General features: G+C 40.2%; 27 protein-coding genes and 1 riboswitch. Of the genes, 23 read left to right on the top strand and 4 right to left on the bottom strand.

Annotated features, from left to right (window positions below; translation table 11 throughout):
* The first annotated feature begins 24 nt into the window (after window positions 1-24).
* From MLOOGBEN_RS12445 to MLOOGBEN_RS12430, 4 genes are all read left to right on the top strand, one after another.
* Window positions 25-1,395 (top strand): MATE family efflux transporter, encoded by a 1,371-nt coding sequence (locus tag MLOOGBEN_RS12445; RefSeq protein ID WP_179158574.1) that lies wholly within the window; start codon window positions 25-27, stop codon window positions 1,393-1,395.
* Window positions 1,396-1,615: 220 nt separating this feature from the next.
* Complete coding sequence (locus MLOOGBEN_RS12440; protein WP_179158573.1) at window positions 1,616-2,473, top strand: gamma-glutamylcyclotransferase family protein; 858 nt, start codon at window positions 1,616-1,618, stop codon at window positions 2,471-2,473.
* Between the two features lie 407 nt (window positions 2,474-2,880).
* The gene (locus MLOOGBEN_RS12435) at window positions 2,881-3,018 is read left to right on the top strand and encodes a hypothetical protein (RefSeq protein WP_179158572.1); all 138 of its coding nucleotides are present in this window, start codon (window positions 2,881-2,883) and stop codon (window positions 3,016-3,018) included.
* A 29-nt stretch (window positions 3,019-3,047) separates the two neighbouring features.
* Window positions 3,048-3,602, top strand: coding sequence for a competence protein ComK (locus MLOOGBEN_RS12430; protein WP_179158571.1), 555 nt, complete (start codon window positions 3,048-3,050; stop codon window positions 3,600-3,602).
* 19 nt (window positions 3,603-3,621) lie between these two features.
* Here MLOOGBEN_RS12430 and MLOOGBEN_RS12425 read toward each other — a convergent pair whose 3' ends face one another.
* Both MLOOGBEN_RS12425 and MLOOGBEN_RS12420 read right to left on the bottom strand, forming a co-directional pair.
* Entirely contained in the window at window positions 3,622-3,825 is a 204-nt protein-coding gene (locus tag MLOOGBEN_RS12425; protein WP_179158570.1) for a DUF5957 family protein, read from the bottom strand.
* Entirely contained in the window at window positions 3,822-4,247 is a 426-nt protein-coding gene (locus MLOOGBEN_RS12420) for a DUF6220 domain-containing protein (RefSeq protein WP_218781160.1), read from the bottom strand. Before MLOOGBEN_RS12420 ends, MLOOGBEN_RS12425 begins: the two co-directional genes overlap by 4 nt.
* Window positions 4,248-4,463: 216 nt before the next feature.
* Between MLOOGBEN_RS12420 and MLOOGBEN_RS12415 the strand changes: the two genes are divergently transcribed.
* The 16 genes from MLOOGBEN_RS12415 to cysI all read left to right on the top strand — a co-directional run bounded on the left by MLOOGBEN_RS12415 (window position 4,464) and on the right by cysI (window position 22,736).
* On the top strand, window positions 4,464-6,131 hold the full coding sequence (locus tag MLOOGBEN_RS12415; RefSeq protein ID WP_464868627.1) for a spore germination protein: 1,668 nt from the start codon (window positions 4,464-4,466) through the stop codon (window positions 6,129-6,131).
* On the top strand, window positions 6,079-7,191 hold the full coding sequence (locus tag MLOOGBEN_RS12410) for a GerAB/ArcD/ProY family transporter (RefSeq protein WP_179158569.1): 1,113 nt from the start codon (window positions 6,079-6,081) through the stop codon (window positions 7,189-7,191). Before MLOOGBEN_RS12415 ends, MLOOGBEN_RS12410 begins: the two co-directional genes overlap by 53 nt.
* Window positions 7,172-8,389 carry a Ger(x)C family spore germination protein gene (locus MLOOGBEN_RS12405; protein ID WP_179158568.1) on the top strand — a complete coding sequence of 406 codons (1,218 nt, stop codon included), beginning with the start codon at window positions 7,172-7,174 and terminating at the stop codon, window positions 8,387-8,389. The genes MLOOGBEN_RS12410 and MLOOGBEN_RS12405 overlap by 20 nt, the downstream gene beginning before the upstream one ends.
* Before the next feature lie 12 nt (window positions 8,390-8,401).
* On the top strand, window positions 8,402-8,602 hold the full coding sequence (locus tag MLOOGBEN_RS12400; protein ID WP_179158567.1) for a CLC_0170 family protein: 201 nt from the start codon (window positions 8,402-8,404) through the stop codon (window positions 8,600-8,602).
* A gap of 218 nt (window positions 8,603-8,820) precedes the next feature.
* Entirely contained in the window at window positions 8,821-11,214 is a 2,394-nt protein-coding gene (gene nirB / locus MLOOGBEN_RS12395) for a nitrite reductase large subunit NirB (RefSeq protein ID WP_179158566.1), read from the top strand.
* Between the two features lie 18 nt (window positions 11,215-11,232).
* Window positions 11,233-11,559 carry a nitrite reductase small subunit NirD gene (gene nirD, locus MLOOGBEN_RS12390; protein ID WP_179158782.1) on the top strand — a complete coding sequence of 109 codons (327 nt, stop codon included), beginning with the start codon at window positions 11,233-11,235 and terminating at the stop codon, window positions 11,557-11,559.
* A 57-nt stretch (window positions 11,560-11,616) separates the two neighbouring features.
* Entirely contained in the window at window positions 11,617-12,453 is an 837-nt protein-coding gene (locus MLOOGBEN_RS12385) for a formate/nitrite transporter family protein (RefSeq protein ID WP_368737785.1), read from the top strand.
* A gap of 15 nt (window positions 12,454-12,468) precedes the next feature.
* Window positions 12,469-13,242, top strand: coding sequence for a uroporphyrinogen-III C-methyltransferase (cobA, locus tag MLOOGBEN_RS12380; protein WP_179158564.1), 774 nt, complete (start codon window positions 12,469-12,471; stop codon window positions 13,240-13,242).
* Between the two features lie 159 nt (window positions 13,243-13,401).
* A riboswitch (SAM riboswitch) is annotated at window positions 13,402-13,503 on the top strand.
* Between the two features lie 68 nt (window positions 13,504-13,571).
* Window positions 13,572-14,288: a phosphoadenylyl-sulfate reductase gene (locus MLOOGBEN_RS12375; RefSeq protein WP_179158563.1), complete on the top strand. Its 717-nt coding sequence runs from the start codon at window positions 13,572-13,574 to the stop codon at window positions 14,286-14,288.
* A 15-nt stretch (window positions 14,289-14,303) separates the two neighbouring features.
* A complete protein-coding gene (locus tag MLOOGBEN_RS12370) occupies window positions 14,304-15,362 on the top strand; it encodes a sulfate permease (protein WP_179158562.1) in 1,059 nt (352 codons plus the stop codon).
* Window positions 15,363-15,444: 82 nt separating this feature from the next.
* Entirely contained in the window at window positions 15,445-16,593 is a 1,149-nt protein-coding gene (gene sat / locus MLOOGBEN_RS12365; RefSeq protein WP_179158561.1) for a sulfate adenylyltransferase, read from the top strand.
* 13 nt (window positions 16,594-16,606) lie between these two features.
* Window positions 16,607-17,206 (top strand): adenylyl-sulfate kinase, encoded by a 600-nt coding sequence (gene cysC / locus MLOOGBEN_RS12360; RefSeq protein WP_179158560.1) that lies wholly within the window; start codon window positions 16,607-16,609, stop codon window positions 17,204-17,206.
* Window positions 17,207-17,236: 30 nt separating this feature from the next.
* Window positions 17,237-18,013, top strand: coding sequence for a uroporphyrinogen-III C-methyltransferase (gene cobA / locus MLOOGBEN_RS12355; protein ID WP_179158559.1), 777 nt, complete (start codon window positions 17,237-17,239; stop codon window positions 18,011-18,013).
* A gap of 24 nt (window positions 18,014-18,037) precedes the next feature.
* Window positions 18,038-18,763 carry a sirohydrochlorin chelatase gene (locus tag MLOOGBEN_RS12350; RefSeq protein WP_179158558.1) on the top strand — a complete coding sequence of 242 codons (726 nt, stop codon included), beginning with the start codon at window positions 18,038-18,040 and terminating at the stop codon, window positions 18,761-18,763.
* A gap of 423 nt (window positions 18,764-19,186) precedes the next feature.
* Window positions 19,187-20,989, top strand: coding sequence for an assimilatory sulfite reductase (NADPH) flavoprotein subunit (locus MLOOGBEN_RS12345; protein ID WP_179158557.1), 1,803 nt, complete (start codon window positions 19,187-19,189; stop codon window positions 20,987-20,989).
* 28 nt (window positions 20,990-21,017) lie between these two features.
* Complete coding sequence (gene cysI, locus MLOOGBEN_RS12340) at window positions 21,018-22,736, top strand: assimilatory sulfite reductase (NADPH) hemoprotein subunit (protein ID WP_179158556.1); 1,719 nt, start codon at window positions 21,018-21,020, stop codon at window positions 22,734-22,736.
* A 72-nt stretch (window positions 22,737-22,808) separates the two neighbouring features.
* Here cysI and MLOOGBEN_RS12335 read toward each other — a convergent pair whose 3' ends face one another.
* A complete protein-coding gene (locus tag MLOOGBEN_RS12335; RefSeq protein WP_179158555.1) occupies window positions 22,809-23,093 on the bottom strand; it encodes a hypothetical protein in 285 nt (94 codons plus the stop codon).
* Between the two features lie 292 nt (window positions 23,094-23,385).
* Between MLOOGBEN_RS12335 and MLOOGBEN_RS29595 the strand changes: the two genes are divergently transcribed.
* Entirely contained in the window at window positions 23,386-23,661 is a 276-nt protein-coding gene (locus tag MLOOGBEN_RS29595; protein WP_179158554.1) for an aspartyl-phosphate phosphatase Spo0E family protein, read from the top strand.
* A 76-nt stretch (window positions 23,662-23,737) separates the two neighbouring features.
* On the opposite strand, the gene MLOOGBEN_RS12325 is transcribed toward MLOOGBEN_RS29595, so the two are convergent.
* The gene (locus MLOOGBEN_RS12325; RefSeq protein WP_045515772.1) at window positions 23,738-23,923 is read right to left on the bottom strand and encodes a hypothetical protein; all 186 of its coding nucleotides are present in this window, start codon (window positions 23,921-23,923) and stop codon (window positions 23,738-23,740) included.
* A gap of 330 nt (window positions 23,924-24,253) precedes the next feature.
* On the opposite strand from MLOOGBEN_RS12325, the gene MLOOGBEN_RS12320 reads away from it, so the two are divergent.
* Together MLOOGBEN_RS12320 and MLOOGBEN_RS12315 are read left to right on the top strand one after the other, a co-directional pair.
* Window positions 24,254-25,096, top strand: coding sequence for an ABC transporter ATP-binding protein (locus tag MLOOGBEN_RS12320; protein WP_179158553.1), 843 nt, complete (start codon window positions 24,254-24,256; stop codon window positions 25,094-25,096).
* Window positions 25,029-25,790, top strand: a complete 762-nt coding sequence (locus tag MLOOGBEN_RS12315; protein WP_179158552.1) for an ABC transporter permease — start codon at window positions 25,029-25,031, stop codon at window positions 25,788-25,790. Before MLOOGBEN_RS12320 ends, MLOOGBEN_RS12315 begins: the two co-directional genes overlap by 68 nt.
* Window positions 25,791-25,814 lie beyond the last annotated feature (24 nt).

The following is a 25,814-nucleotide window of genomic DNA, read 5'->3' as shown; positions in this document are numbered from 1 at the left end:
TCAGTTTTTCTAGGAGTAATATATATGAATCAGACTTTTACGTTAAAGGAAAAGACAAAACAAATTTTTGTCATGTTAATTCCCATTTTAATCACACAGCTTGGAATGTTTTCGATGGTCTTCTTTAACACCATTATGTCGGGTAAATACAATTCTTCCGATTTAGCCGCTGTTGCGATTGGATCGTCAATCTGGAGTCCGATATTTATGGGTATTAGTGGAATACTGCTTGCGGTTTCGCCGATTGCAGCTCAGCGCTTTGGGGAAAAGAAAAGCAGGGAAGTTGCTTCAGTTGTAAGGCATGGTCTCTATCTGTCCTTCATGATAGCTATTGTGGTGATTGTACTAGGAATTTTCTTTTTAAATCCAATATTAGCTAAAATGAATCTACCGAGAGAAGTACAGAAAACAGCTTTTGACTATCTAGTAGGACTAAGCTTTGGAATTCTTCCTCTATTTATCTTTAACGTGCTTAGGTCCTTTATCTATTCATTAGGAAAAACACGGGTAGTCATGTACATCCTGCTCCTGTCTTTACCCATTAATTTCTTTTTGAACTATGTGTTAATCTTTGGACATTGGGGATTCCCGGAACTAGGCGGGGCAGGTGCTGGTTACGCTACCTCCATCACTTATTGGGTAATAACAGGAATGACTTTGTTTATAGTAAAAAAGCAGGAACCTTTTTCAGGCTTTTATGTTTTCCAGAATCTGAAAAAGTTCTCATTGACTGAGTGTAAGGAAATATTGAAAATTGGTGTCCCAATGGGATTATCAACGTTCTTTGAAACAAGTATGTTTGCTGTCGTGACCATTCTATTAAGTAAATTTAACGTGACGACAATCGCGGCCTATCAATCCGCATTGAATATTGTTTCTTTTCTCTATATGATTCCGATTAGCATTTCGATGGCACAAACGGTCCTTGTGGGGTATGAAGTAGGAGCCCGAAGGTATAAGGACGCGAAAACCTATAGCTGGCTTGGAATCTATTTGGCTATATTAATTGCTCTTATTACCGGTGTATTAGTGGTACTTTTCCGCTATCAAGTTGCTGGATTTTACTCTAATGAAGCAGAAGTCATCAACTTAACGGCACACTTTTTGATCTTTGCGTTGTTCTTCCAAATCAGTGATGCCATTCAAGCCACAGCACAGGCAGCATTACGGGGCTATAAAGATGTAAACCTTGCTTTTATCATGACCTTAATTGCATACTGGCTAATTTGTCTGCCAGTTGGATATGGACTAGCGAACTTTACAAATCTAGGAGCAACCGGATATTGGCTGGGACTTACTGTAGGTCTATTGGCCGCAGGAATCGCCTTATCATGGAGACTCATCTACATTCAAAAACGAAAATTCATAGACACACATAAACTAGAAGCCGTATAATCATTTACAATATAATACAACAGTAACCTCCAGAAAAGTCCTCATCACCCCTTCAGTGTGATGAGGACTTTTCTGGTCCGATTGTCCGCCTGCGGAGGACAGTGTCCACGGCCGGTGAACACATTTTAGGTGTCACCTTGACAAAAAAATGACAATGTTGTCATTGTCGATATGTGATAATGATATTATTCTTAATCTTAGATAGAAGGAAGTGGCTATTATGGAGCAATATTCTGTTTTTGTTTATGGAACGTTGAGGAAGCATGAACGGAATCATTATTTGTTGAAGGAAGCGGAGCTTGTTGCTGAGCAGGCATGGACGGAAGGGAAGTTATTTGATACTGGTTTTGGCTATCCAGCCTTACAACAATCAAGCAATGATGTGGTTTATGGAGAATTGTACTTTGTTACAGAGGAACAGCTGCGGAGGTTGGATGAGTTGGAAGGGTACAGTGCTGATTGTATGGATAATTTATATAATCGTAGGAAGAAGGTTATCACTTCTGACAGGGGGAAATCCCAAGCATATGTGTACATCATTGCAGACCACAACGAGCATATGTTGAAAACTCCCATTAACTCTGGTGATTGGAAGGAGCATCACTTCCTCAATCAAGACTCAATCCTTTATTTTGCCTATGGAAGCTGCATGGATGACGCACGTTTTAAAAAGGCACAGGTTGATCACTATTTTCAAAAGGTGACAGGCACCGGCATTCTACATGGCTATACATTACGCTATTCTGTAAATATGCATGATGGCGGTCGAGCTGACATTGTAGAGGAAGGTGGAATCGTTGAAGGCAAGGTGTATGAGATTCCAGTAAATTGTGTTTCCTATCTTTATAGTAGAGAAGGGGTAGGGTCACGTCTTTACCGGCCGGCTTTCGTTGATCTCACCATAAATGGAACTTTATATAATGATGTATTGACCTTTATCGTGGTTAATAAGGAGGCAGAAACAGCACCACCGGTCCATTATTCTGAGGAAATCATTCGCGGCGGCACTGGATATTTAAGTGAATCTTATTTTGAAGAATTGAAGGAACACATAAAATTATTATGTAAACTAAAGTAGCTGAAATAATCTTACTCTATCAATAGGGTAAGATTATTTCAGCTAAAGTGTAAGATTATTTCAGCTAAAGTGTAAGATTATTTCAGATAAACAGTAAATAAGTATTTTTTGTGTATAAATGAATTTTCAGTTAACACGCGATAAAGCCATTTTGAAAGGTGTTCAGGAAGATCTAAAACGAGAGAAAAGTTAAAATATACGTGATTAAATTAATTGTAGAGCCACGTCATACTGAGAAATTGAGTAGTTGTTAATAAAGAATCAATCATTATACTTATAAAACAAACGCACGTCAATATGTGGTAACAATCATAGGAGTGCAGGCATAAAAGACATAAAAATAATTATTCTATAATAGATTTACATATATAAACTAGTAAAATATACTTATTTTGAGGAGGGATTTTGTGGAAATGTATGATGTAAGCGGTGTACAAAAGAATCACCCTCGGGTAATGATCTTCCCGGAACGATACCCAAGGGCAAAGCTAGTTGAGTATACAACTTTATCGTTAGTATACTCTTATTCTAAAAAAAATCAATAACCACAATTAGAGAAGAGGGTAACTAATTTATGGATGTTAGAGATAAGCATTTACTTAATGAAAAGACGGTTCTAGTTACAGGTGAGTTCAGTGATAGAGGAGAATTATGGTCAAGAGTAATCGAAGGGGAAGAAACCTTCCTCGTAAAAAAGACACCAACAGCAGTAATCGAGGAAACATTATTACATATGGGCTCGGATTTCCTAGGAGCAAGACGTAGTTCTAAATACTTACTTTCACCAATGAGGATGCACCCTATTAGTGTCAATCCGCAAATGGGCATCTTATTGTTTCCAACAAAGAATATGAAGTGCCCTAACTGCATTTGGTTTTCACTTATTCATGTGAAAACAACCAAGCGTGTTGGAGTCAATCAGACAGAAGTATTAACGAGTTATGGTCACACAATCTTAATTGATATGACAGAAAGAGCCTTTAACACTAGACGTCATAAGGCTATTGAGCTTCAAGAAACCATTTCTAAAAATCTAAGATTTCCGATATTTTTCTATGTGGAACCAAAGAAGGGCTATTATATTTGTAAAAAACAAAAAGAAAATAACTTCAGCCTTGAGAAAAAATAATACAATAAGAGCAGCTTTCTTACCGGAGGCTGCTCTTAAAATTAGGAAGTTTTGATTTCCAGCGAAGCTGAAAATCCATGCCAGCTAATCCGATCCCCATTAATATCGGGAAAAACTTTAGCCCAATGGTCTGGTTATACAACAAGAAGCCAAAAATATTAATCAGTTCAGTTAGAATCAAACCGAGTACAAAACCAGTAATGAAAATTAGTAGTGTCCTCATAGTCTGACAACCCCTTCACTTTGCTTGTTTTTATAAGCCATTTTCCATCCCCGTGGGACATTCTTAACAGACATCCAAAATAGAATGAAAGCGATAACTGGATGAAGAGCAGCTACCCAAGGGATAGCAGATGTTATATTGGCGGTGAAATACATAACGAAAATGACAGCAAATAATGCTGCACTATGTCCAATTGCCCAGCGTGGTAATTTTCCAACAAAGGCGATAATGAACATAAGAATAGGAATAAATTCAAATAAATGGATAAAACCTGTGTGCTTTGTCCAATTTACAGGGTTAACAAAGATGGCCAAACCCGCAAAGAAAACTTGAACAAGTATGCAAATTAAAAATAAAATCGACAGCAATGCAAAACTGATACTGCCTATACGATTTCTAGTTGAAATCTCATCTTTCTTCAAATCATGTTCCCCTTTCAACAGTATTTTCAATTAATAGTTTAGCAATGAAACGAAAGCTAAATAATGAGCCTCGGACGTAACCTTTTCTAAGTCTCTGGTCTTAAATGCAGAAATTTCAATTCGCGAAATGGGGCTATTCGGTATTTTTGTTTACTAAAGGGAAGTGAGGAATAAAATTGGTAAAAAGGTAAAAATTATTAAGTAGGAGGTGGAAGTGTGTCCTTATTTCGAACAAAGAAACGCAACATCAAAAAACCACAATTGTTGACTCCGAGTAATTTGGTTGAGGAAAAGGGGGACACACCAGCTTCTACCTCGTTAATGGAGACAGAGAAGGAAGTAAAAGAAATTCTAGGTAATAACGTAGATTTACAAATAAAACATTTTAAGATTTTTGGCAAATTCCCTGCAGCCAGTATTTATTTTTCAAGCTTGATTAATCAGGATGTTCTCAATAAGGATATTCTAAGGCCCTTAATGTATGAACCTGAGCATTTAGTGGGAAAAGAGAAACCTCTGCACCAATTAATCGATCTCATCTTAACTGAAACTCTTTATCACAGTCAGGCAAAAATTGGGGAAAGTCTTGATCAATTAATAGAGTTGATGCTGCGTGGGGAAACAGTCATTTTTATTGACGGAATAAAGGAAGCCATTCATATAGGAACACGAAAGGTAGAAAAGAGAGCCATTGCCCAGCCGGAAACGGAACAGGTTATCTTAGGGCCACGGGAGGGATTTATCGAAAGTATCGCAACGAATATTTCCTTATTAAGGTATCGACTTCCAACACCAGACTTCCAAGTGAAGACGATGAAAATTGGGCGCCTAACCAAATCAACGGTTGCGATTTGTTATCTGAAAGGGATTGCAAATGAGACGGTTATCAAAGAGGTGGAAAAAAGACTATCAGAGATTGATATTGATGTGATCCTTGATGTAGGGTATCTAGAACAATTTATTGAAGATAATCCTTTTTCACCATTTCCCCAGACCCAGACGACAGAAAGACCAGACAAAACGGTTGCCAATTTAGTAGAGGGTAGAGTGGCCGTCCTAGTCGACGGTTCCCCATTTTCTTTGGTGGTTCCGGTTGTGTTTAATCAATTCTATCAAACACCGGAGGATTATTCTTCAAGATTTCTGATGGGTAGCTTTGTAAGGCTAGCTCGTATTTTGGCCTTGGTATTTTCACTTATCTTTCCATCCCTATATGTATCCCTTATTTCCTTTAATCCCGAACTGCTACCAACGGAATTTGCCGTCGCGGTTGCTGGTGGTCGTGCTGGAGTGCCATATCCAGCAGTTATTGAGGTATTAGCGATTGAAATTGCGATGGAAATTTTAAGAGAAGCCACTGTCCGTCTTCCAAAACAAGTAGGGGGAGCATTATCGATTGTTGGCGTACTGGTAATAGGCCAGGCGGCAGTGGAAGCGGGATTATCAAGTCCGATAACCGTTGTAGTGATTGCCTTAACCACGATTGGTTCGTTTGCGACACCTACCTATACGGCTGCGTTTGCCCTCCGAATGCTAAGATTCCCAATCATGATCTTAGCTGGGATTTTTGGATTATACGGTGTAATGGTTGGAGTCATCTTTATTTTTAATCACATGCTGTCATTAAAATCTTTTGGTGTTCCGTATATGGCACCTGTTTCCCCAGAGAATTATCAAGGGATGAAGGATGTCATTATCCGCAGTCCTTTGTGGTGGATGCCAAAAAGACCTGGATTTCTTCAACCTGCCAATCAAGATCGATTGGGTCAAAATGACAATACGATTTTAGAACACAATAAAGTTGGAAATGATCAACGGGAGGATACATCAAATGGGGGATCCAAAGGAGATAACAACACTTCAGGCAACAACCATCTTAATTAGTACCATTATTGGGGTAGGAGTTCTTCCTTTACCGTTGTTTGCAGTCCGAGCAGGTGAAACGAGTGCCCCGTTTGTAACTCTAACAGGAATTGCATTGGCTGCTTTTGGATTATTCATCCTAACATATCTAGGGGTTCGCCATCCTCAAAAAACCATTATTACGTACAGTCAAGATATTATCGGTAAATGGCTGGGCAAAATCTTTAGCATCTTTGTCATTTTCTTCTTTCTTATCTTAACCGGATTGGCAGCACGGGAATTTGGTGCAGTTGTGGTAACGGCTGTTTTAAGAGAAACGCCACTGGAGGTTACAGTAATAGTCATGCTATTACTGGCTTCCATTAGTTGTAGGAATAATATCAATGTCTTTTCCTACATACACAATTTTTATGTACCTATGATATTGGCCCCTGTATTAATTGTGGTTGCATTTTCATTGAAAAATGCAAATCCACTATATTTGCGTCCTATATTTTTAGGAAATGATTTTAGAGGTATGGCTGGTGGAATGCTAACTATTTCAGCATTATTTCAGGGGTCATTTATTATTACCATGATTATCCCCTCGATGAAATCGCCAAAGAAAGCAATGATAGCTAGTTTTTGGAGTATTTTGGTTTCAGGGGGGTTATACCTATTAATTGTCATTGCAACGGTGGCTATTTTTGGTCCGGAAGAAATCAAACAAATCTTTTGGCCTACGTTAGAACTAGCTCGGACGACTGCAATACCAGGGAATATCCTCCAAAGGTTGGATATTATCTTTTTAGCCGTATGGGTACTGGCAGTCTTTACTACTTTATTCTCAAGTTACTATTTTACCATCCATTCCATTAAAGAGCTTTTCGGACTAATGGACCATAAAATGCTTTCCTATTTTATCCTGCCTTTTGTGTTTTTTTTGGCGATGCTGCCGCAAAATGTTTTACATATGTATGAGATTATTCAATACATTGGAAGAGCAGGCTTGCTAATAACCATTATGTATCCAGCTCTACTACTATGTATAGATTTCCTCAGGAGTTGGAGGAGGAAAAAAAATGTGGCAAAATCATCGTGAAGGAAAAGTTATGTTCGTCATTTTTATTCTTATTCCCTTACTTTCTGGATGTTGGGATAGTAAAGAAATTGAAAAAAGGGCAACGGTGTTGGCAATTGGAATTGATAAAGCGAGTGAGGAAGAGCGAAAAAAGGAAGATGAAATCTCTCATTTGGGAAAAAAGTTTCCGATTCCAGATGAAGATATGGTCAAGGTTACGGCGCAAATTGCGATTCCTGGTAGAATACCTCTAGGTCCGCAGCAGACTGGGGGTTCGGTAAAACCAGTTTTGGTTTTAGAAGTCGTGGGTCATACCTTTCAGGATGCCATGCTTAATTTGCAGCAGGAAGTTGCGGATGAAGTTTTTCTAGGACATCTGCGGATTATTGTCCTCAGTGAGGAAATAGCCAGTGGAGGAACAAGCCAATTTAATGATTTTCTTAGACGTAATCCTGAAATTCGCAGAACTGCTTCTCTAGTGGTATCGAAAGAATCAGCTTCAAAATATATGAATTTAACTCCGGAACTGGAACGTGTTCCATCCCTATATTTAGCAGATATAGTGGATAATTTAACGGCAATAGGGAAATTTCCACCCAATTTCATTGGTCTATTTTGGACCCTTTACTCTAGTAAAGGGCAGGAGACTTACCTGCCTTATCTAGCACTAAAAGAAAAGTCTACCATCCAACTTAACGGTCTTGCATATTTTCATGGTGATAAGATGGTGGGAAAGACATCTCCTTTAGAAATAGGTGTTTTTATGGCAGTACGAGGAATCGGCAGAGGTGGGTATGGAGCCTTTGTAGAGGTGCCTGGCAGGAATGAATCTGTTTTAGTAAGGGCTGTTAGCCGGAAAACAAGAACGAAAGTCACACTTAATAATGGCAGACCGCATGTCTCTATTAAAATACAGTATGAAAGTGAGATAGATGAAAAGGAAAGTGCGAAAATCCAGCTCTCCAATTCTGCGATCCTGAAAAAAATTGAAAAGGAAGCATCAAAAAACACAAAAAAATCGATTGAAAAATTAATTGCTAAGACGCAAAAAACAAAATCTGATATTTTTGGGTTTGGTGAACACTTTCGAGCTAAATTTCCACAATATTGGAACAAAAACGTAAAAACAAAGGAAAAATGGGATGAAATTTATCAGACTGTTACGTTTGATATAATGGTTGATTCCCATATTCACCGCGTTGGTATGAAATCTAAATAAGGAGTTTCTTTGATGTATATTGGATATTTAAATTATGTAATCGTAATCTGCTGGGTGACAGGGGGATTAATCCTTCTTACTGATGTAAAGGCATGTCGAAATGCTTCCTTGAAAAAAGAAAAGACAGTTTCAAAATTATTAGGATGGATCAATATTTCTATTGGCTTTGGATTAATTGCTGCGGATTTTATATACACCCGTTTCATGTGGTGATTTTGTTTTTGGACTTCAATTTTGAGGTCCAATTTTTTTATGGAATTTTATAAAAATGTATCCGTTATCACGACTGTGAAATAAGGGTTTATAACACACTTTATCAGGTTAAAGCGTTGAAATAATGTGTTAGATAACCTTTCAAACTCATGTTAATGAAGTTGTCACAATGTTATAAATAATTCAGATGATTCAAATCAAACAAGGAAGGTGTTCACATGGTAAAACAAAAACTCGTCCTCATAGGGAATGGTATGGCAGGGGTTAGAGCTGTAGAAGAAGTGTTGAAAATTAACCCAGATGGTTTTGAAATTACGATTTTTGGCACAGAGCCTTATCCGAATTATAACCGAATTCAGTTATCTAAGGTGCTGCAGGGTGGTACTTCGGTGAGTGACATCACTTTAAATGATTGGGAATGGTACGAAGATAATAAGATCAGATTTTATCCCGGAGAGAGTGTTACATCCATTAATACGAAAACACAAAGAGTGAGCACTGAAAAAGGACGAATAGAGCCCTATGATCAATTAATTATTGCAACAGGTTCTAACCCATTCATGCTTCCACTTCCTGGTGCAGATAAGGCAGGGGTTAAGGCGTTTCGGAATATAAAAGACTGCGAAGAAATGATTGAATATTCAAAAAGATATAAAAAGGCGGCAGTGATTGGCGGCGGGTTACTAGGCTTGGAAGCAGCAAGAGGGCTTCTTAACCTCGGGATGGAGGTAGATGTCATTCATATTTATGATTACTTAATGGAGCGTCAATTAGATCGAACGGCAGGGAAGTTACTGCAAGCAGAATTAGAGAAACAGGGCATGAACTTTATTTTACAAAAAAATACCGCAGAAATTACCGGGAGAAAGCATGTTACAGGATTAAAGTTTTCTGATGGCAGCAATATTAAAGCTGATTTAGTAGTAATGGCCGTTGGAATTAAGCCGAATGTCGCTTTGGCCCTAGAAGCTGGAATACCCGTTAACCGCGGAATCCTAGTGAATGATTATTTAGAAACAGAAGTCCCGAATGTGTTTGCTGTTGGGGAATGTGCCGAGCACCGCGGGATTGCCTATGGATTAGTGGCACCGTTATATCAACAAGGACAAGTGTTAGCAAAAAGAATCTGTGGGATACAGGATGAAGGCTACCAAGGGTCAGTCCTGTCCACTCAATTAAAGGTTTCCGGTGTAGATGTTTTCTCAGCAGGGAAAATCAATGAGGATGAGGGTACAAAAGTATATAAAACCTACGATGATTGGCATGGTGCTTATAAAAAGGTCTTAATTGAAGATGGAAAAATTGCCGGAGCAGTCTTGTTTGGTGATACGAAGGATGGGAACAAATTATTTAATTTTATCAAAAATAAAGCGGACATTGAGGAATATTTAGAATCTGCACAAAGTGTTGAGTCTGAAGTAAATCTGGTGGCAAGTATGTCCGATGAAGAGCTTATTTGCGGATGTAACGGTGTTACAAAAGGTAACATTGTAGAGGCAATTATAGCAAATGGATTAACGACAGTAGACCAGGTAAAAGGCTGTACGAACGCATCCCGTTCATGTGGAGGTTGTAAATCACTTGTTTCTGATTTACTTGCTTGTACACTTGGTGATCAATATAAGGCAGACCAAAAGGAAGCAATCTGTGGCTGTACGACATTCTCAAGAGATGAGGTCTTGGCAGAAATACGTGAAAAAGGGCTGACACATATTCGCGAGGTAATGAACGTGCTGGAGTGGAAAACAGATGGCTGTTCGAAATGTAAACCAGCTCTTAATTATTATTTAGGAATGATTGATCCGCTGCATTACCAAGACGAAAAAGAAGCTAGGTATGTCAATGAAAGAATGCATGCGAATATCCAAAAGGATGGGACCTATTCCGTTGTTCCAAGAATGTATGGCGGCGTTACAACCTCCGGGGACTTACGAAAAATTGCCGATGTGGCGGATAAATATAAGGTTGGCATGATTAAGGTCACCGGTGGTCAGCGAATCGATTTGCTAGGAGTGAATAAAGAGGACCTGCCAAAGATTTGGAAAGAACTCGATATGCCATCGGGGTCAGCTTACTCTAAAGGACTTCGCACAGTAAAAACCTGTGTAGGGGAAAATTATTGCCGGTTTGGCACCCAGGATTCAATTGGGATGGGAATCAGACTAGAAAGGAAATTTGAAGGCTTAAACACTCCTCATAAAGTGAAAATGGCTGTGTCAGCCTGTCCCCGTAACTGTGCAGAAAGCGGAATTAAAGATGTAGGGGTTGTCGGTGTAGAAGGTGCATGGGAAATGTATGTTGGCGGCAATGGAGGGACTCATTTACGCGAAGCGGATCTGTTGTTCAAGTTCAAAACAGGAGATGAGTTGGTAGAAATGATTGGGGCATTCCTCCAATATTATCGTGAAAGTGCTAAATATTTAGAAAGAACTTCCGCTTGGGTGGACCGCTTAGGGTTAGAGCATATTAGAGAAGTCCTATCCGATGAGTTAATGGTGAAGGAATACAATAATCGAATTGATGAGGCTTTGTCTGTGGTTCAAGATCCATGGAAAGAAGCGATTCACAATAAAAATCTCTTAAGAGACTTATATCAGACTGTAAAAATATGACGATTGGGGGAGTTGGGGATAATGGAAAAAACATTACGCAGCGTGTTCATCGGGGAAGTTGCAGACTTACCGCAAAAGTTAGGGAAAACAGTCACCATCGGAAGTAGGGAAATTGCTGTTTTTAAATTGGAAAATGGGGAAATCCGAGCTATTGAGAACCGCTGTCCCCATAAAGGCGGCGTCCTTGCCGAAGGGATACTAAGCGGTGAATATGTATTTTGCCCGATGCACGATTGGAAAATCAGCGTAAAGGACGGCAAAGTCCAGGCGCCAGATGTAGGCTGCGTTCAGTCCTATCCAGTTGAAGTCAAAGGGGATCAAGTCTATATCTTAATAAGGGATTGATAAGAGATTCATAGTGAACGAATCTGAAAAAATATGGGGAGTGATACCTTGGCGATTGTGAGTCCAAATCAAGTTGTGGAAAGTATGATTCAGGCAGGTGAGGTTAAGGCAAAATTACCAGTGAAGGATTTACTAATCCGCGGAGCTCTAGGTGGAGCATTGCTCGGATTTGGCACGACATTAGCTTTTACTGCAGAGGTCCAAACAGGATTAGGAATTGTCGGAGCATTACTTTTTCCAGCTGCTTTTGTCATTATCATTCTACTTGGGTTGGAATTAGTTACTGGTAGTTTCGCACTAATTCCTGTTGCGGTGATGGCGAAAAAAGCTACAGCTGCACAAATGATGAAAAATTGGTTTTGGGTCATTATTGGGCATGTTCTAGGAGCAGTTATGTATGCCATTCTATATATCATTGCAGTCACACAGTTTGGTCAAGTTACCAACCATGCTGTTGCAGCAAAAATCCTCGCAGTGGCCGAAGCCAAAACGTTAGGGTACAAAAGTCTTGGTTCTGAAGGCTTGATGGTCGTATTTGTAAAAGCGATGCTCTGTAATTGGATGGTTACTCTTGGTGCGGTAATGGCTATGACCACGAAGTCTGTCATTGGGAAAATTGCAGCAATGTGGCTTCCAATCTTAATCTTTTTTGCCCAGGGCTTTGAGCACGCAGTGGTGAATATGTTTGTCATTCCAGCTGGTATGATACTGGGTGCGGATGTCACAATTACAGATTGGTGGGTATGGAATCAAATCCCCGTACTAATTGGGAATTTAGTCAGCGGTGTTCTTTTTACAGGAATGGCGCTCTATTACACTCATAAAAAGACAGAATCGCAAAATATTCTAGAACTGCCACAAACGAAGGCGGTGATACCGAGTACACAGCGATAAGAAGGAGGGATGATTATGGGAAAGGCATATATCGTTGGAGCAGGTCCTGGTGACCCTGATTTAATAACAGTTAAGGCGTTACGATGTATTCAGAAAGCAGACGTGATTCTTTATGACCGGCTGGTTAATCCAGAGCTTTTAGAGGAAGCAAAACGAGATTGCCATCTCATTTATTGTGGGAAAAAACCGAATTACCATACACTTCAGCAAGAAACCATTAATCATCTTTTAGTCAAATACACAAAACAGGGGAAAAATGTTGTTCGATTAAAAGGTGGAGATCCTTTCGTATTTGGACGCGGAGCTGAGGAAGTAGAAGCTTTGGTTGAACAGTGTCTGCCAGTCGAAGTAGTTCCCGGGATAACAGCAGGAGTAGCCGCTCCTGCTTATGCTGGAATTCCGATCACTCATCGTGAATTAGGAAGCTCTTTTGCTATTGTAACGGGTCACAAGCCAAAGGGGAAACCTGACGACATAAATTGGAAAAGTCTAGCAACAGCTGTAGATACTCTGGCTATCTACATGGGAATGACAAATCTCCCATATATCTGCGAGGAATTAATGAAGCATGGTAAAAAAGCAGAGACCCCTGTTGCGATCATACAGCAAGGGACAACAAGTGCACAGCGTACCGTAACAGGAACGTTGAGTTCTATTGTAGACATAGTTGAAAAAGAGGAAATTGAAAATCCTGCCATGATCGTTGTTGGAGAAGTCGTCACCTTCCGTGAAAAAATAAATTTAATAGGAGCAAAAGTGAATAAAGAAAGCTATGCAACCATGGCTTAAAGTAGTAGCAAATAAACCGTTCTGGGGGTACATGAGTCCAGGACGTTTTTTTGTTTTTTGATGTAGTAAAAGTGTGAAAAATAATTTTTCTAAATTTTATATTTTCTTATTTACACAAATCCTATTGGTATGGTAGGATTAATCTCAACAATTACCAAATACTTATCAAGAGAGGCTGAGGGACTGGTCCGATGAAGCCCGGCAACCTGCTGTGTAAGGTGCTAATTCCAGCAAAATGAACTTCATTTTGGAAGATAAGGCGTTAAACAAACGTGAGATGCCTTTCCTTTTTGGGAAGGCTTTTTGATGGACAAAGGAGGTTTATAGACATGACTACACCAGTTACGTATGAAAATTGGAGTCAAATATCAGGTTCTTTCCCAACCGAGAATAAAACGAAGGGAGCAAAATCGGTACTGGAGTGGGCTTACAGCTCATATCCAGAAGAACAAATTGTCTATGCATCTAGCTTTGGTGCAGAGGCGATCGTATTAATCGACCTCATCCAGCAGGTGAAGCCAGATGCGCATATCGTTTTCTTGGATACAGGATTACACTTTCCGGAAACCTATGAGGTTATTAATAAAATGGAACAACGGTTTCCTTCATTGAAAATTGAGCGGAAACTTCCAAAGCTAACCTTAGATGAACAACGTGAACAATATGGATCAGCGCTATGGAAGAGGGAGCCTAACCAATGCTGTAATATACGTAAAGTGATTCCATTAAGGGAGACACTAACGGCAAAACAAGCGTGGATTTCAGGACTTCGCAGAGAACAATCGCCGACAAGAGCAAACACAGAATTCCTAAATAAAGATGAAAAGTTTCAAAACATTAAAATCTGTCCGTTGATTCACTGGACTTGGGATGAAGTTTGGTCCTATATCAAGGAAAAAGATCTCCCTTACAATACCTTGCACGATCAAAATTACCCTAGTATCGGCTGTTTTCCTTGTACACAGCCTGTTTCGGCAGACGGTGATTCACGTGCAGGACGCTGGACGGGAAGCGGCAAGACGGAGTGTGGCTTGCACACATCCTAAAAGGGGGCTTATAGTTTGCTCACAATTATTGCGGTTATCATAGGATTATTTTTTGCATTCAATATTGGTGCTAGTGGTGCAGCAGCTTCGATGGGGATTTCCTACGGAGCAGGTGTAGTTAATAAAAGGCTGGCATTGATTTTATGCGGTATTACCGTTTTTCTTGGTGCCTGGCTTGGCGGCGGGGAAGTGGTGAAAACGATTGGCAGCGGGATTGTTCCGAGTAGTACCTTTACCGTACCCATAGCTCTTATTGTTTTAGCATCTGCTGCGCTAGCGTTATTTTTAGCAAATATTTTCGGGATTCCACTTTCAACAAGTGAAGTAGCAGTAGGATCCGTCGTTGGTGCCGGAATTGTCTATCAATCAGTATTTGTCGGCAGTTTGGCATGGATTATGGTCTTTTGGCTGCTAACTCCTGTTGCAGCATTTATAATCGCCATCATTTCTACTAAGCTATTAAAAAACAGGACGCTAAAACGCTGGATGGAAGCGCCAAAAGCCGTTCCGTATCTTTCAGTTCTTGTCGTTTGTATGGGATTATTTGAAGCCTTTTCGGCGGGAATGAACAATGTCGCTAATGCTGTAGGACCGCTAGTCGGTGCTGACATCATGTCTACAAGTGACGGTATTTTCTGGGGCGGGCTTTTTGTTGCAGCTGGTGCGATTCTGTTAGGCCATCGTGTTCTCGAAACGAATGGAAAGAAAATTACCACGCTTCGGCTGGAAGAGGGTTGTGTCATTTCTGGGACAGGAGCAGCGATAGTTACGGCAGCCTCTGTCTTCGGCATACCTGTGCCACTGACACAAATCACGACATCTTCGATTATCGGTATTGGCTTTGCCAAACATGGCAAGTCAGTTCTAAAAAAGGGTATAGTGGTTCAGCTGCTAACTGTGTGGATCGTATCACCTGTATTATCCATGGTGCTTTCTTACACACTTATCCAAATGCTGATAGAGCATAACTTCTATCCAATTGTTGCGATGGCAGGTGTCTTAATCTCCGTATTCGGTGTTTTGTCACTTATGAAAAAATCGAATCAACCTGTAACAGAAGCTGTAGAAAAGTAGCTTGATAGTTCACTGATTTAATCTCTTTTTTTAAAGAGTTTAATAATAAAACTTAACTTAAATGTAGAAAGGTTTGATTCTATTGTCATTTTTACCAGCACCTCATGGAGGTAAACTTATCCAAGCATTTGATCCAAATTATGATGTAACATCCATTGTAAGAGAACTTGAAATCGACGCCATTGCTCTAAGTGACCTTGAGTTAATCGGTGTTGGGTTATTTAGTCCGCTAACGGGTTTCCTTGGGAAAGCTGATTATGAAAACGTAGTGGAGAATATGCGTCTTGCAGATAACACCATCTGGTCCATTCCCGTTACACTCCCTGTTTCCTATGAAACAGCCGCAACCCTTGAAGAAGGGGAGAAAATCAAGCTTGTTTTTAACAAAGAGGTATACGGGGTAATTACCGTATCAGAATGGTATGAACCGAACTTAGACAGGGAAGCAGTTGAGGTATATAAAACCCTTGAAACGGCGCATCCAGGAGTTAAGCGACTTTATGAAAGAGGACCTGTTTATGTAGCTGGTGACGTAACTCTTGTTAAAAAACCAGAAAAAGGTGTCTTTAGTGATGTATGGTTTGAGCCAAAGGAAACACGTGCATTGTTTGAAGAAAAAGGCTGGAAAACGGTGGTAGGCTTCCAAACAAGAAACCCAATTCACCGTGCCCATGAGTATATTCAAAAAGCTGCACTTGAAACCGTTGATGGACTTTTCGTGAATCCGCTTGTTGGTGAAACAAAGTCTGATGACATCCCAGCTGATGTTCGCCTAAAAAGCTATCGTGTCCTTCTTGAAAATTATTACCCACGAGAACGTGTACAGCTTGGTGTCCACCCAGCGGCAATGAGATATGCAGGACCAAGGGAAGCAATTTTCCATGCGATTGCCCGTAAGAACTTTGGCTGCACGCATTTTATTGTCGGCCGTGACCATGCAGGTGTTGGTAATTATTATGGTACCTACGATGCCCAATTAATTTTTAATGAATTCCCTGATGGGGAGCTTGGCATTAAGCCATTATTCTTTGAACATAGCTTCTATTGCACAAAATGTGAAGGAATGGCTTCTGACAAAACCTGCCCGCATAGCAATGAAGACCGAGTCATTCTATCTGGAACAAAAGTAAGAGAATTGCTTCGTGCTGGTCAGCTTCCACCATCCACATTCAGCCGTAAAGAGGTTGTTGAAGTGTTAATAGAAGGCATGAAAGAAGAAACGACGGTTTAAGGAGGAGAAAATAATGACTAAAGCAACCAATATTACATGGCACGCTAGTGCAGTTACCAAATCCGACCGTCATGTTCAAAATGGCCATGGAAGCTGTGTGCTATGGTTTACAGGTCTATCAGGCTCTGGAAAATCGACAATAGCAAACGCGGTATCAAGCGCTTTGTACCGGCAGGGGATTAATGAATATGTTCTAGATGGTGATAATATCCGCCATGGATTAAACAAGGATCTCGGTTTTTCCGACCTTGACCGGACAGAGAATATCAGAAGAATTGGCGAAGTAGCAAACTTGTTTGTAGATAGCGGTGCAGTTGTAACAACAGCATTTATTTCTCCATTCCGTTCCGATCGCGATCAGGTCAGATCCATTTTCCAAGAAGGAGAGTTTATTGAAGTGTTTGTTGACTGTCCAATTGAAGAATGTGAAAAACGTGATCCAAAGCAGCTATATGCTAAGGCTCGCCGTGGAGAAATAAAGGACTTTACTGGGATTGATTCCCCATATGAAGCACCGGAAAACCCAGAAATTACGGTTCGCTCAGATCTATTAACAGTCGAAGAGGCAGTTAATCAAATCTTTGGCTACCTTCAAGAAAAGAACATTCTCTAATATGAGTCGATAAGAAAGGATGGTTGATCAATGGTTGGCAAGGTTTTTTTAGTAGGTGCGGGTCCCGGAGATCCAGATTTAATTACAGTAAAAGGGTTACGCTGCCTCAAGCAAGCTGATGTCATCCTCTATGATCGGCTGGTAAATCCTGAACTTTTGGAGAATGCGAAAGAGGGAGCGCAACTTGTCTATTGCGGCAAGCTTCCACATTATCATACAATGAAGCAGGAAACCATTAATCATTTCCTGGTGAAATATGCCAAAAAGGGATATAACGTGGTACGGCTTAAAGGTGGAGATCCTTTTGTTTTCGGCCGCGGCGGTGAAGAAGCAGAGGAATGTGCTAGGCATAACGTGCCATTTGAAATTGTTCCAGGTATCACGGCTGGAATAGCGGCTTCCGCTTATGCAGGAATTCCTGTGACCCACCGTACCTTAAGTAAAAGCTTCGCCTTTATTACCGGTCATCAGGCTGGTGATGTCTGTGCAGAACACCAGTGGTCACACTTGGCAAAGGGAGTCGATACGATTTGTGTTTACATGGGCGTATCTCATCTTCAGGTGATAACCAAACAATTATTGCTCAATGGGAAATCACCGCAGACCCCAATTGCCTTGATCCATTGGGGCACTTTAAGCGACCAGAGGACAGTAGTTGGCACACTTGATACGATTGAAGAAGTGGTAGAAAGAGAGGGGATTACCAATCCAAGTATGATCGTGATTGGGGAGGTAGTAACCTTACACAAAAAATTGAATTGGTTTCAAGAAGAAATTTTAGCCAATATTCCAGCCGCCAACCGGTAACAGCAGAAGGGAGCACATTTTTATATGAAAGCAATTCTTTATATCGGCCACGGTACTCGTTCGAAAAAAGGGGCGGTCGAGATACAGGCTTTTATTGAACGAGTAAAGGCACGAATTGACGTTCCAATACAAGAACTGAGTTTCTTAGAGCTCACAGAGCCGCTGATTGAAGAAGGCTTTGAAACATGTGTCGAGCGGGGTGCAACGGAGATTGACGTTGTTCCACTGTTTCTTTTGGCAGCGGGACATATAAAACGGGATATTCCAGAAGCTTTGTCTCCCTTTATTGCCAAATATCCTACTATTCCGGTAAAAATAAAGAATCCTTTTGGGGTACAAGATGTTATTCTTGATGGTGTGGCAGAGTTAATTAGGGATTCTGCAGGTGAGGTGACCAATACAGACAGGTTATTGATTGTCGGTGTAGGCAGCAGTGACCCTGATGTCCACGTGAATTTTGGAAAGATTGCGGATGGTCTTGGGGAACGGCTTGGACCTGAAAGGGTATCTGTTTGCTATCTAGCAGCAACCGAGCCGAAGCTTAATGAGGGTTTGGAGAAAATTTCGGAAGGTGCTGCGGGTCGGGTAATTGTTGTTCCCTATATGTTATTTACCGGACTCCTGCTTGCAGAATTAAACAAAATCGTTCGATCCCGTCAAAAAGAAGGTCAGAGGATTCTCTGTACTCCAGCTTTAAGTAAGCATACCGTGATTGAAGATATCGTACTTGAACGTGCGGTTGGTGAGTAGTGTCTATCATTGGTTGGGGTGACCGAAAGCTGGGTGCAGAAAGGATTTGGGTCAATGCAGAAATGCGGGAGTGACCGAATCCTGTCATGAAAGGGAATTTGGGTCAATGCAGAGGTGCTGGAGTGCCCGAATCCTGACCTGAAAGGGAATTTGGGTCAATGCAGAGGTGCTGGAGTGCCCGAACCCTGTCATGAAAGGGAATTTGGGTCAATGCAGAGATGCTGGAGTGCCCGAACCCTGTTAAAAAAAGAGCTTTGGGTCAATCTAGAGGTTCTATAGTGCCCGAAAGCTAACTACAAAAAGCATTTGGGTAACTATAACTTTTAAAAAGAGAACTGGGTCAAGAAATAGACCAATTAATATCTAACAGCCTCTAAAAAATACTGTATGATAAGTTTATATTCCATAGTGAGGTGGATAACGTTGCAACTTCAGGTAATGAACAGTCCGTTTAATCAGGAGCAGACGGAACTCCTAAATCGTCTTTTACCGACATTTACTGAATCACAAAAAGTTTGGTTGAGTGGGTATCTTGCTGGTGCTGCACAAGCGCCAATTCCTTCTGTGCTAGGCGTGCCAAGCCAGCAAACAGCCGATGGTACAGCATCAAAAGAAGTAACCATTCTATACGGATCACAAACAGGTAATGCAAGAGGCTTAGCAAAAAAGGCCAGCTCGACACTTGAGGGGAAAGGGTTCCAAGTAACTGTTTCCGCTATGAGCGATTTTAAACCTAACAATATAAAAAAGGTAAAAAATATACTTATTATCGTGAGTACACACGGGGAAGGTGATCCACCGGATAATGCGCTAACTTTCCACGAATTTTTACATGGAAAACGAGCTCCAAAGCTTGAGGAACTCAACTTTTCAGTCTTATCCCTTGGCGATAGCTCTTATGAGTTTTTCTGTCAAACAGGAAAACAATTTGATGCTCGTTTGGAGGAACTAGGGGGCACCCGACTTTATCCACGTTTCGATTGTGATCTCGATTATGATGAACCGGCAGCAGAATGGCTTGAAGGAATCATTAACAGCCTTGGTGAAGCAAAGGATGGAATTCCTGCACTAACACAGGCAGCATCTACACAAACGGCAGAATCTACCTACTCTAGAACCAATCCGTTTAGAGCAGAAGTGCTTGATAATCTAAACTTAAACGGACGAGGCTCTAACAAAGAAACGAGACACCTGGAGTTATCACTTGAAGGTTCTGGAATTAGTTTCCAACCAGGTGATAGTCTTGGAATCTATCCGGAAAATGACCCAGAGCTGGTTAGCCTGCTTCTTGAAGAATTGAAATGGAACCCAGAAGAAAGTGTGTCTATTAATAAACAAGGTGAAGTTCTTTCATTAAAAGATGCACTATCAACCTATTATGAGATTACTACATTAACAAAACCGCTACTTGAAAAAGCAGCAAAACTCACTGCAAACAGCGACTTAGAGGAGCTGTTAAAAGATAGTGAAAAAGTAAAAGCCTATCTTGAAGGACATGATTTACTCGATGTGGTTCGTGAATTTGGCCCAGTAAATAGCTCTCCTCAAGAGTTTGTTTCGATTCTTAGAAAAATGCCTGGACGCTTATACTCCATTGCAAGCAGCTTAACTGCAAATCCTGACGAGGTCCATTTAACGATCGGGGCTGTCCGTTACCATGCACATGGTCGTGACCGAAAAGGTGTCTGTTCTATTTTCACCGCAGATCGCTTGCAATCGGGAGATAGTGTACCAATCTATATTCAGCACAATGAAAACTTCAAACTCCCAGTGAATCCTGAAACTCCAATTATTATGGTTGGACCAGGAACAGGGGTGGCACCATTCCGTTCTTTTATGCAAGAGCGCGAGGAAATAGGAGCAGAGGGTAAGTCTTGGATGTTTTTTGGAGACCAGCATTTTGTGACAGATTTCCTATATCAAACAGAATGGCAAAAATGGCTTAAAGATGGCGTGTTAACCAGAATGGATGTTGCTTTTTCCCGGGACACAGCAGAAAAAGTCTATGTTCAACACCGCATGCTAGAACAAAGCAAGGAATTGTTCCAGTGGCTTCAAGAAGGTGCTGTGGTTTATATTTGCGGTGATGAGAAACATATGGCACATGACGTACACCAAACGCTAATTGGAATAATTGAAAAAGAGGGCAGCTTGAGCCGAGAAGAGGCAGAAGCCTATCTAGCAGACATGCAGCAGCAAAAACGATACCAGCGCGATGTATATTGATACAGTAGTGGAAGGAGATTTTTCATAAATGGTGAAGCAAAAGTTAAAGGCACCTGAAGGCGCGCCAAGTGATGTAGAGCGAATAAAAAGAGAGAGTAACTTTTTACGCGGAACACTAAAAGAAGTCATGCTTGATCGAATCAGTGCAGGAATTCCAGACGATGATAATCGTCTAATGAAACACCATGGCAGCTATTTGCAAGACGACCGAGATCTCCGCAATGAGCGTCAAAAGCAAAAACTTGAGCCTGCCTATCAGTTTATGTTACGTGTTCGGCTGCCTGGCGGTGTTGCGACACCGTCCCAATGGCTGGTTATGGATGAGCTGGCTGACAAAAATGGTAACGGAACATTAAAACTGACAACACGTCAAACGTTTCAAATGCACGGGATAATAAAATGGAATATGAAAAATACGATACAGGAAATCCATTCTACGTTATTGGATACCATTGCTGCTTGCGGCGATGTCAATCGTAACGTATTGTGTACCTCAAATCCCTATCAATCTGAAATTCATATGGAAGTATACGAATGGGCAAAACATTTAAGTAATTATTTATTACCGCGAACAAGGGCCTATCATGAAGTATGGCTTGATGAAGAAAAAGTAGCTGGCAGTCCTGAAGTGGATGATGTTGAACCGATGTATGGATCGCTATATTTACCACGTAAATTCAAAATTGCCATTGCCGTTCCGCCTTCAAATGATATTGACGTCTTTTCACAAGACCTTGGTTTAATTGCGATTGTAGAAGACGGAAATCTTATTGGTTTTAACGTGGCAATTGGCGGAGGTATGGGAAGTTCACATGGAGATAAAGAGACTTACCCGCAGCTTGCTAAGGTAATCGGCTTCTGTACACCAGAGCAGGTTCAAGATGTAGCAGAAAAAGTCATTACCATTCAACGCGATTACGGAAACCGTTCCGAGCGAAAAAATGCCCGGTTCAAGTACACCGTTGACAGACTAGGATTAGAAACCGTCAAGGAAGAATTAGAAGCTCGTCTTGGCTGGAGTCTTGGCGAAGCAAAACCATATCATTTTGATGATAATGGCGACCGTTACGGATGGGTAAAAGGCGTTCAAGGAAAATGGCATTATACCCTTTATATCCAAAACGGCCGAGTGGCAGATTCGGATGATTATAAGTTAAAAACAGCTCTCAAAGAAATTGCAAAAGTTCATAAAGGTGAATTCCGTTTAACTGCTAATCAAAACGTAATTATTGCAGATGTTTCAAACCAAGAGAAGAAAAAAATTAATGAACTTATTGAACAATATGGTTTAACGGATGGCAGTCACTATTCTGCACTTCGCCGCAGTTCTATGGCATGTGTTGCACTTCCTACATGTGGGTTAGCAATGGCAGAAGCAGAGAGATACTTACCAAAACTTATTGATAAAATTGAGGACATTTTAGATGAAAATGGTCTTAGGGATAAAGAAATTACCATCCGTATGACAGGTTGTCCAAATGGCTGTGCGCGTCCTGGACTGGGAGAAATAGCTTTTATGGGTAAAGCTGTAGGAAAATATAATATGTACCTAGGAGCGGCTTTTGACGGCAGCCGACTCAACAAAATGTACCGAGAAAATATCGGTGAAGAAGAAATCCTGAGCGAACTGCGTGTCATACTTTCCCGTTACGCTAAAGAACGAGAGCAAGAAGAGCACTTCGGAGACTTCGTCATTCGTGCAGGCATAGTCCAAGCTACAACCGACGGCACAAATTTTCATGAATAAAGTAAAAATAAAAGGAACACCAATTCAAAGGAATTGGTGTTCCTTTTTGTATTGATATAGAATTTCTCGTGTTTAGTCTTTAAGGTCATAATACAATGCCACAACGACATCAATATTATTATCAATAAAACTAAGGCGTTCTCTTGAAACCTTAGTCCATTCACTTGAAAAATCCATTGCAGACAAAATGTGTCTGAGACTAAAAGAATATCTATCATTTAGCTGTGAAATGACATAACTAACCCCAATATGTTTTCCTTCATCTTTTTTCAGAATGTCCTGGATGTCGCTTATAATCCACTCAGGTGCAACAGCAACAGTCTTTTTCAGCAATAATTCATATTCTTCATAAAGCATGATCTATACCTCCTGATTTCTTCACAAAAACTGTCTAATAAATCAAACTAAACCAATAATAACCATATGGTAAGTATTCGCCTGATTTGCTTTCAACATACAAAAACACCCAGAATTTATCGGAAATAACTTTATAGAATAGTCTGAAATTTTAAAAATCGTCTAGTTTTGTCATATTTTAACTTGTTTTATCGAAACGATTTAATAGATTTAAATACATGCTATAATACTTTTCGTGACTAATATATTAAAGCATCTTGGTAATTAATAGAGTTAGAGGTGTGTTTTTGTTATGAGGATAGTAGATTTAGAAGAGGCAATAAATGAGAAGAGAGACGAAATGATCAAAATTGGTATGACAAAGGGACTGTCTAATAAAGAAACGATAATTTGCAGTCAAGAACTAGATAACCTTCTTAATGAACATAGAAGGTTAACCCTAAATCAGGGTATGTCAAATTCCACCTTTTTTCTAGATGATTTTGTTTCGGTTATACAGTATTTTGTCAAATTAGTATCAAGACCTTACAAATTTATATCTCCTTATAAAGGTAATAGATTCTATTGATGAATGATTTTCTTTATAAGGTATGTATAGACCCAGCCCTTCGCCAAGGATGGGTCTTTTTTCTTTTCAAAAATACTTACGTTCGCTGAATCGTAGAAGTAGAAAAACTTTTTACCATCTTTTGAAGGTTTCTATGTGCTTCTCTTAATTTTATCGTTTCTTCGATGATTTTTTGGAATCCTTCAATGTCTCTATCAGATGCATTTAATAGTGTCTTTGGTACACCTTCAGCAATTTGTTGTAGGGTAATATCTTGGCTCATGGCAATGACCACCTTTCAACTTATTCATTAGACTAGCTTTCGTCTACTCTACTAATTTTAGAAACGTATGAGTTTCTCCTGCATGAACTGTAAAAAACTTATCTACATGAATCACCAGATTCTTTTAGAAATAGTAAAGTTCTTGCAAATAACGACGGAAATCCATTTAGATTGCTTGTCAATTGTAGAAAAATATTTAAATATTCAGTAAATTAGTAAGAAATACCGGAAAAATTTTGCGGATTAATAGAATAATAGTTGACTTACCTTTTGTTTGTAATATAATAAAACCAATAGATTTACTTGGGATTAAAAAAGAGGTGACGTTAGATGTATTTAACAATAGATTCTATCGAAAAAAGCTTTATTAATGATAGAAAAGAAAACGTGAAAGTTCTAGATGGGATAAATTTAAATGTTAAAAAAGGTAGTTTTGTTTCGATTGTGGGACCATCTGGCTGTGGGAAGTCTACGTTGCTCTACCTGGTTGCTGGTCTCGACAAAGCCGATAGCGGCGAAATCCGTGTCGATGGGAACTTGGTTACAAAACCTGGACCTGAAAGAGTAGTAGTTTTCCAAGAAGCAGGTTTGTTTCCATGGCTGACCGTATTAGAAAATGTAACCTATGGTTTGAATCTTAAAAACATGCCAAAAGAAGAGGCGAAAGCCAAGGCGCTTGATGTATTAAAAATGGTTCACCTCAGCCGTTATGTAAATTCATATCCTCACGAATTATCAGGTGGAATGAAGCAGCGGGTTTCAATCGCTAGGGCGTTAGTAATGGAGCCTGATATCTTGTTAATGGATGAGCCTTTCTCGGCATTGGATGAACAAACTAGAATGGTGCTGCATAAAGAATTGCTTGAAATCTGGAGAAAGACCAAAGTAACCATCTTTTTTATCACACACAATATCAGAGAAGCGGTGCTGCTCTCAGAGGAAGTGGTCGTATTTGCCACTCGTCCAGGGAGGATTAAAGAAATCATTCCCGTGCCAACGATGAAGGATGGAGTAACACCGGACAGTGTTACATTAAATACGGAACAACGAATTTTATCAATATTACAAGATGAAATTGAAAAAGTATTGAAGGAGGAAATGGGTGATGACTACAGCTTTAAGACGGATCATCTTCATCGCGGTGATAGCGGTGATATGGGAAGTCACATCTAGATTTTCCAGCCTTCCCGATTTTATGTTTCCCAGCCTGAGTCAGGTATTGGAAACCCTTTTTAACGGCTTACTTAGTGGTCAAATTACACTAGCAATTGGTAAAAGTATTGGACGGATATTACTCGGCTTTACGATTGCTATTATTGTCGGATTAATATTAGGGTACTTCATCTGGCGTTATAAACTTGTTGAGGATACACTTGGATTTGTCGTAACTGCGCTCCAATCAATTCCAAGTATTGTCTGGTTTCCATTAGCAATCATCTGGTTTGGGTTAAACGATTTTTCCATTTTGTTTATTGTAACTATCGGAGCAACATGGACCATGACAGTTAACGCAACAAGTGGATTTAAGAATGTCCCTCAGCTTTATCAGCGTGTTGCTAAGGTGTATGGTTCAAGTGGATTTCATTTTCTACGTACCGTAATCCTGCCTGCCTCTGTTCCACAGATTATCTCAGGTCTGCGGATTGCATGGGCATTCTCATGGCGCGCACTGATGGCGGGGGAACTTCTCGGCGGAGGAGGAGGACTTGGACAACTTCTTGAAATGGGCCGTTCACTTGGACAAATGGATTTAGTTATTTCTGTAATGATTATCATTGCGATTATCGGGACCATTGTGGATAATGTTGTTTTTTCAAGGCTCGAACGCAATGTAGAAGTAAAATGGGGAATTCGAAATAGATCTTAATAAAAATATAAAATAGCCAGGAGA

Origin of the sequence: Bacillus sp. EB106-08-02-XG196 (assembly GCF_013396335.1) — a bacterium.
GTDB lineage: Bacteria > Bacillota > Bacilli > Bacillales > Cytobacillaceae > Neobacillus.
This window is presented reverse-complemented; position numbering and strand designations above follow the sequence as displayed.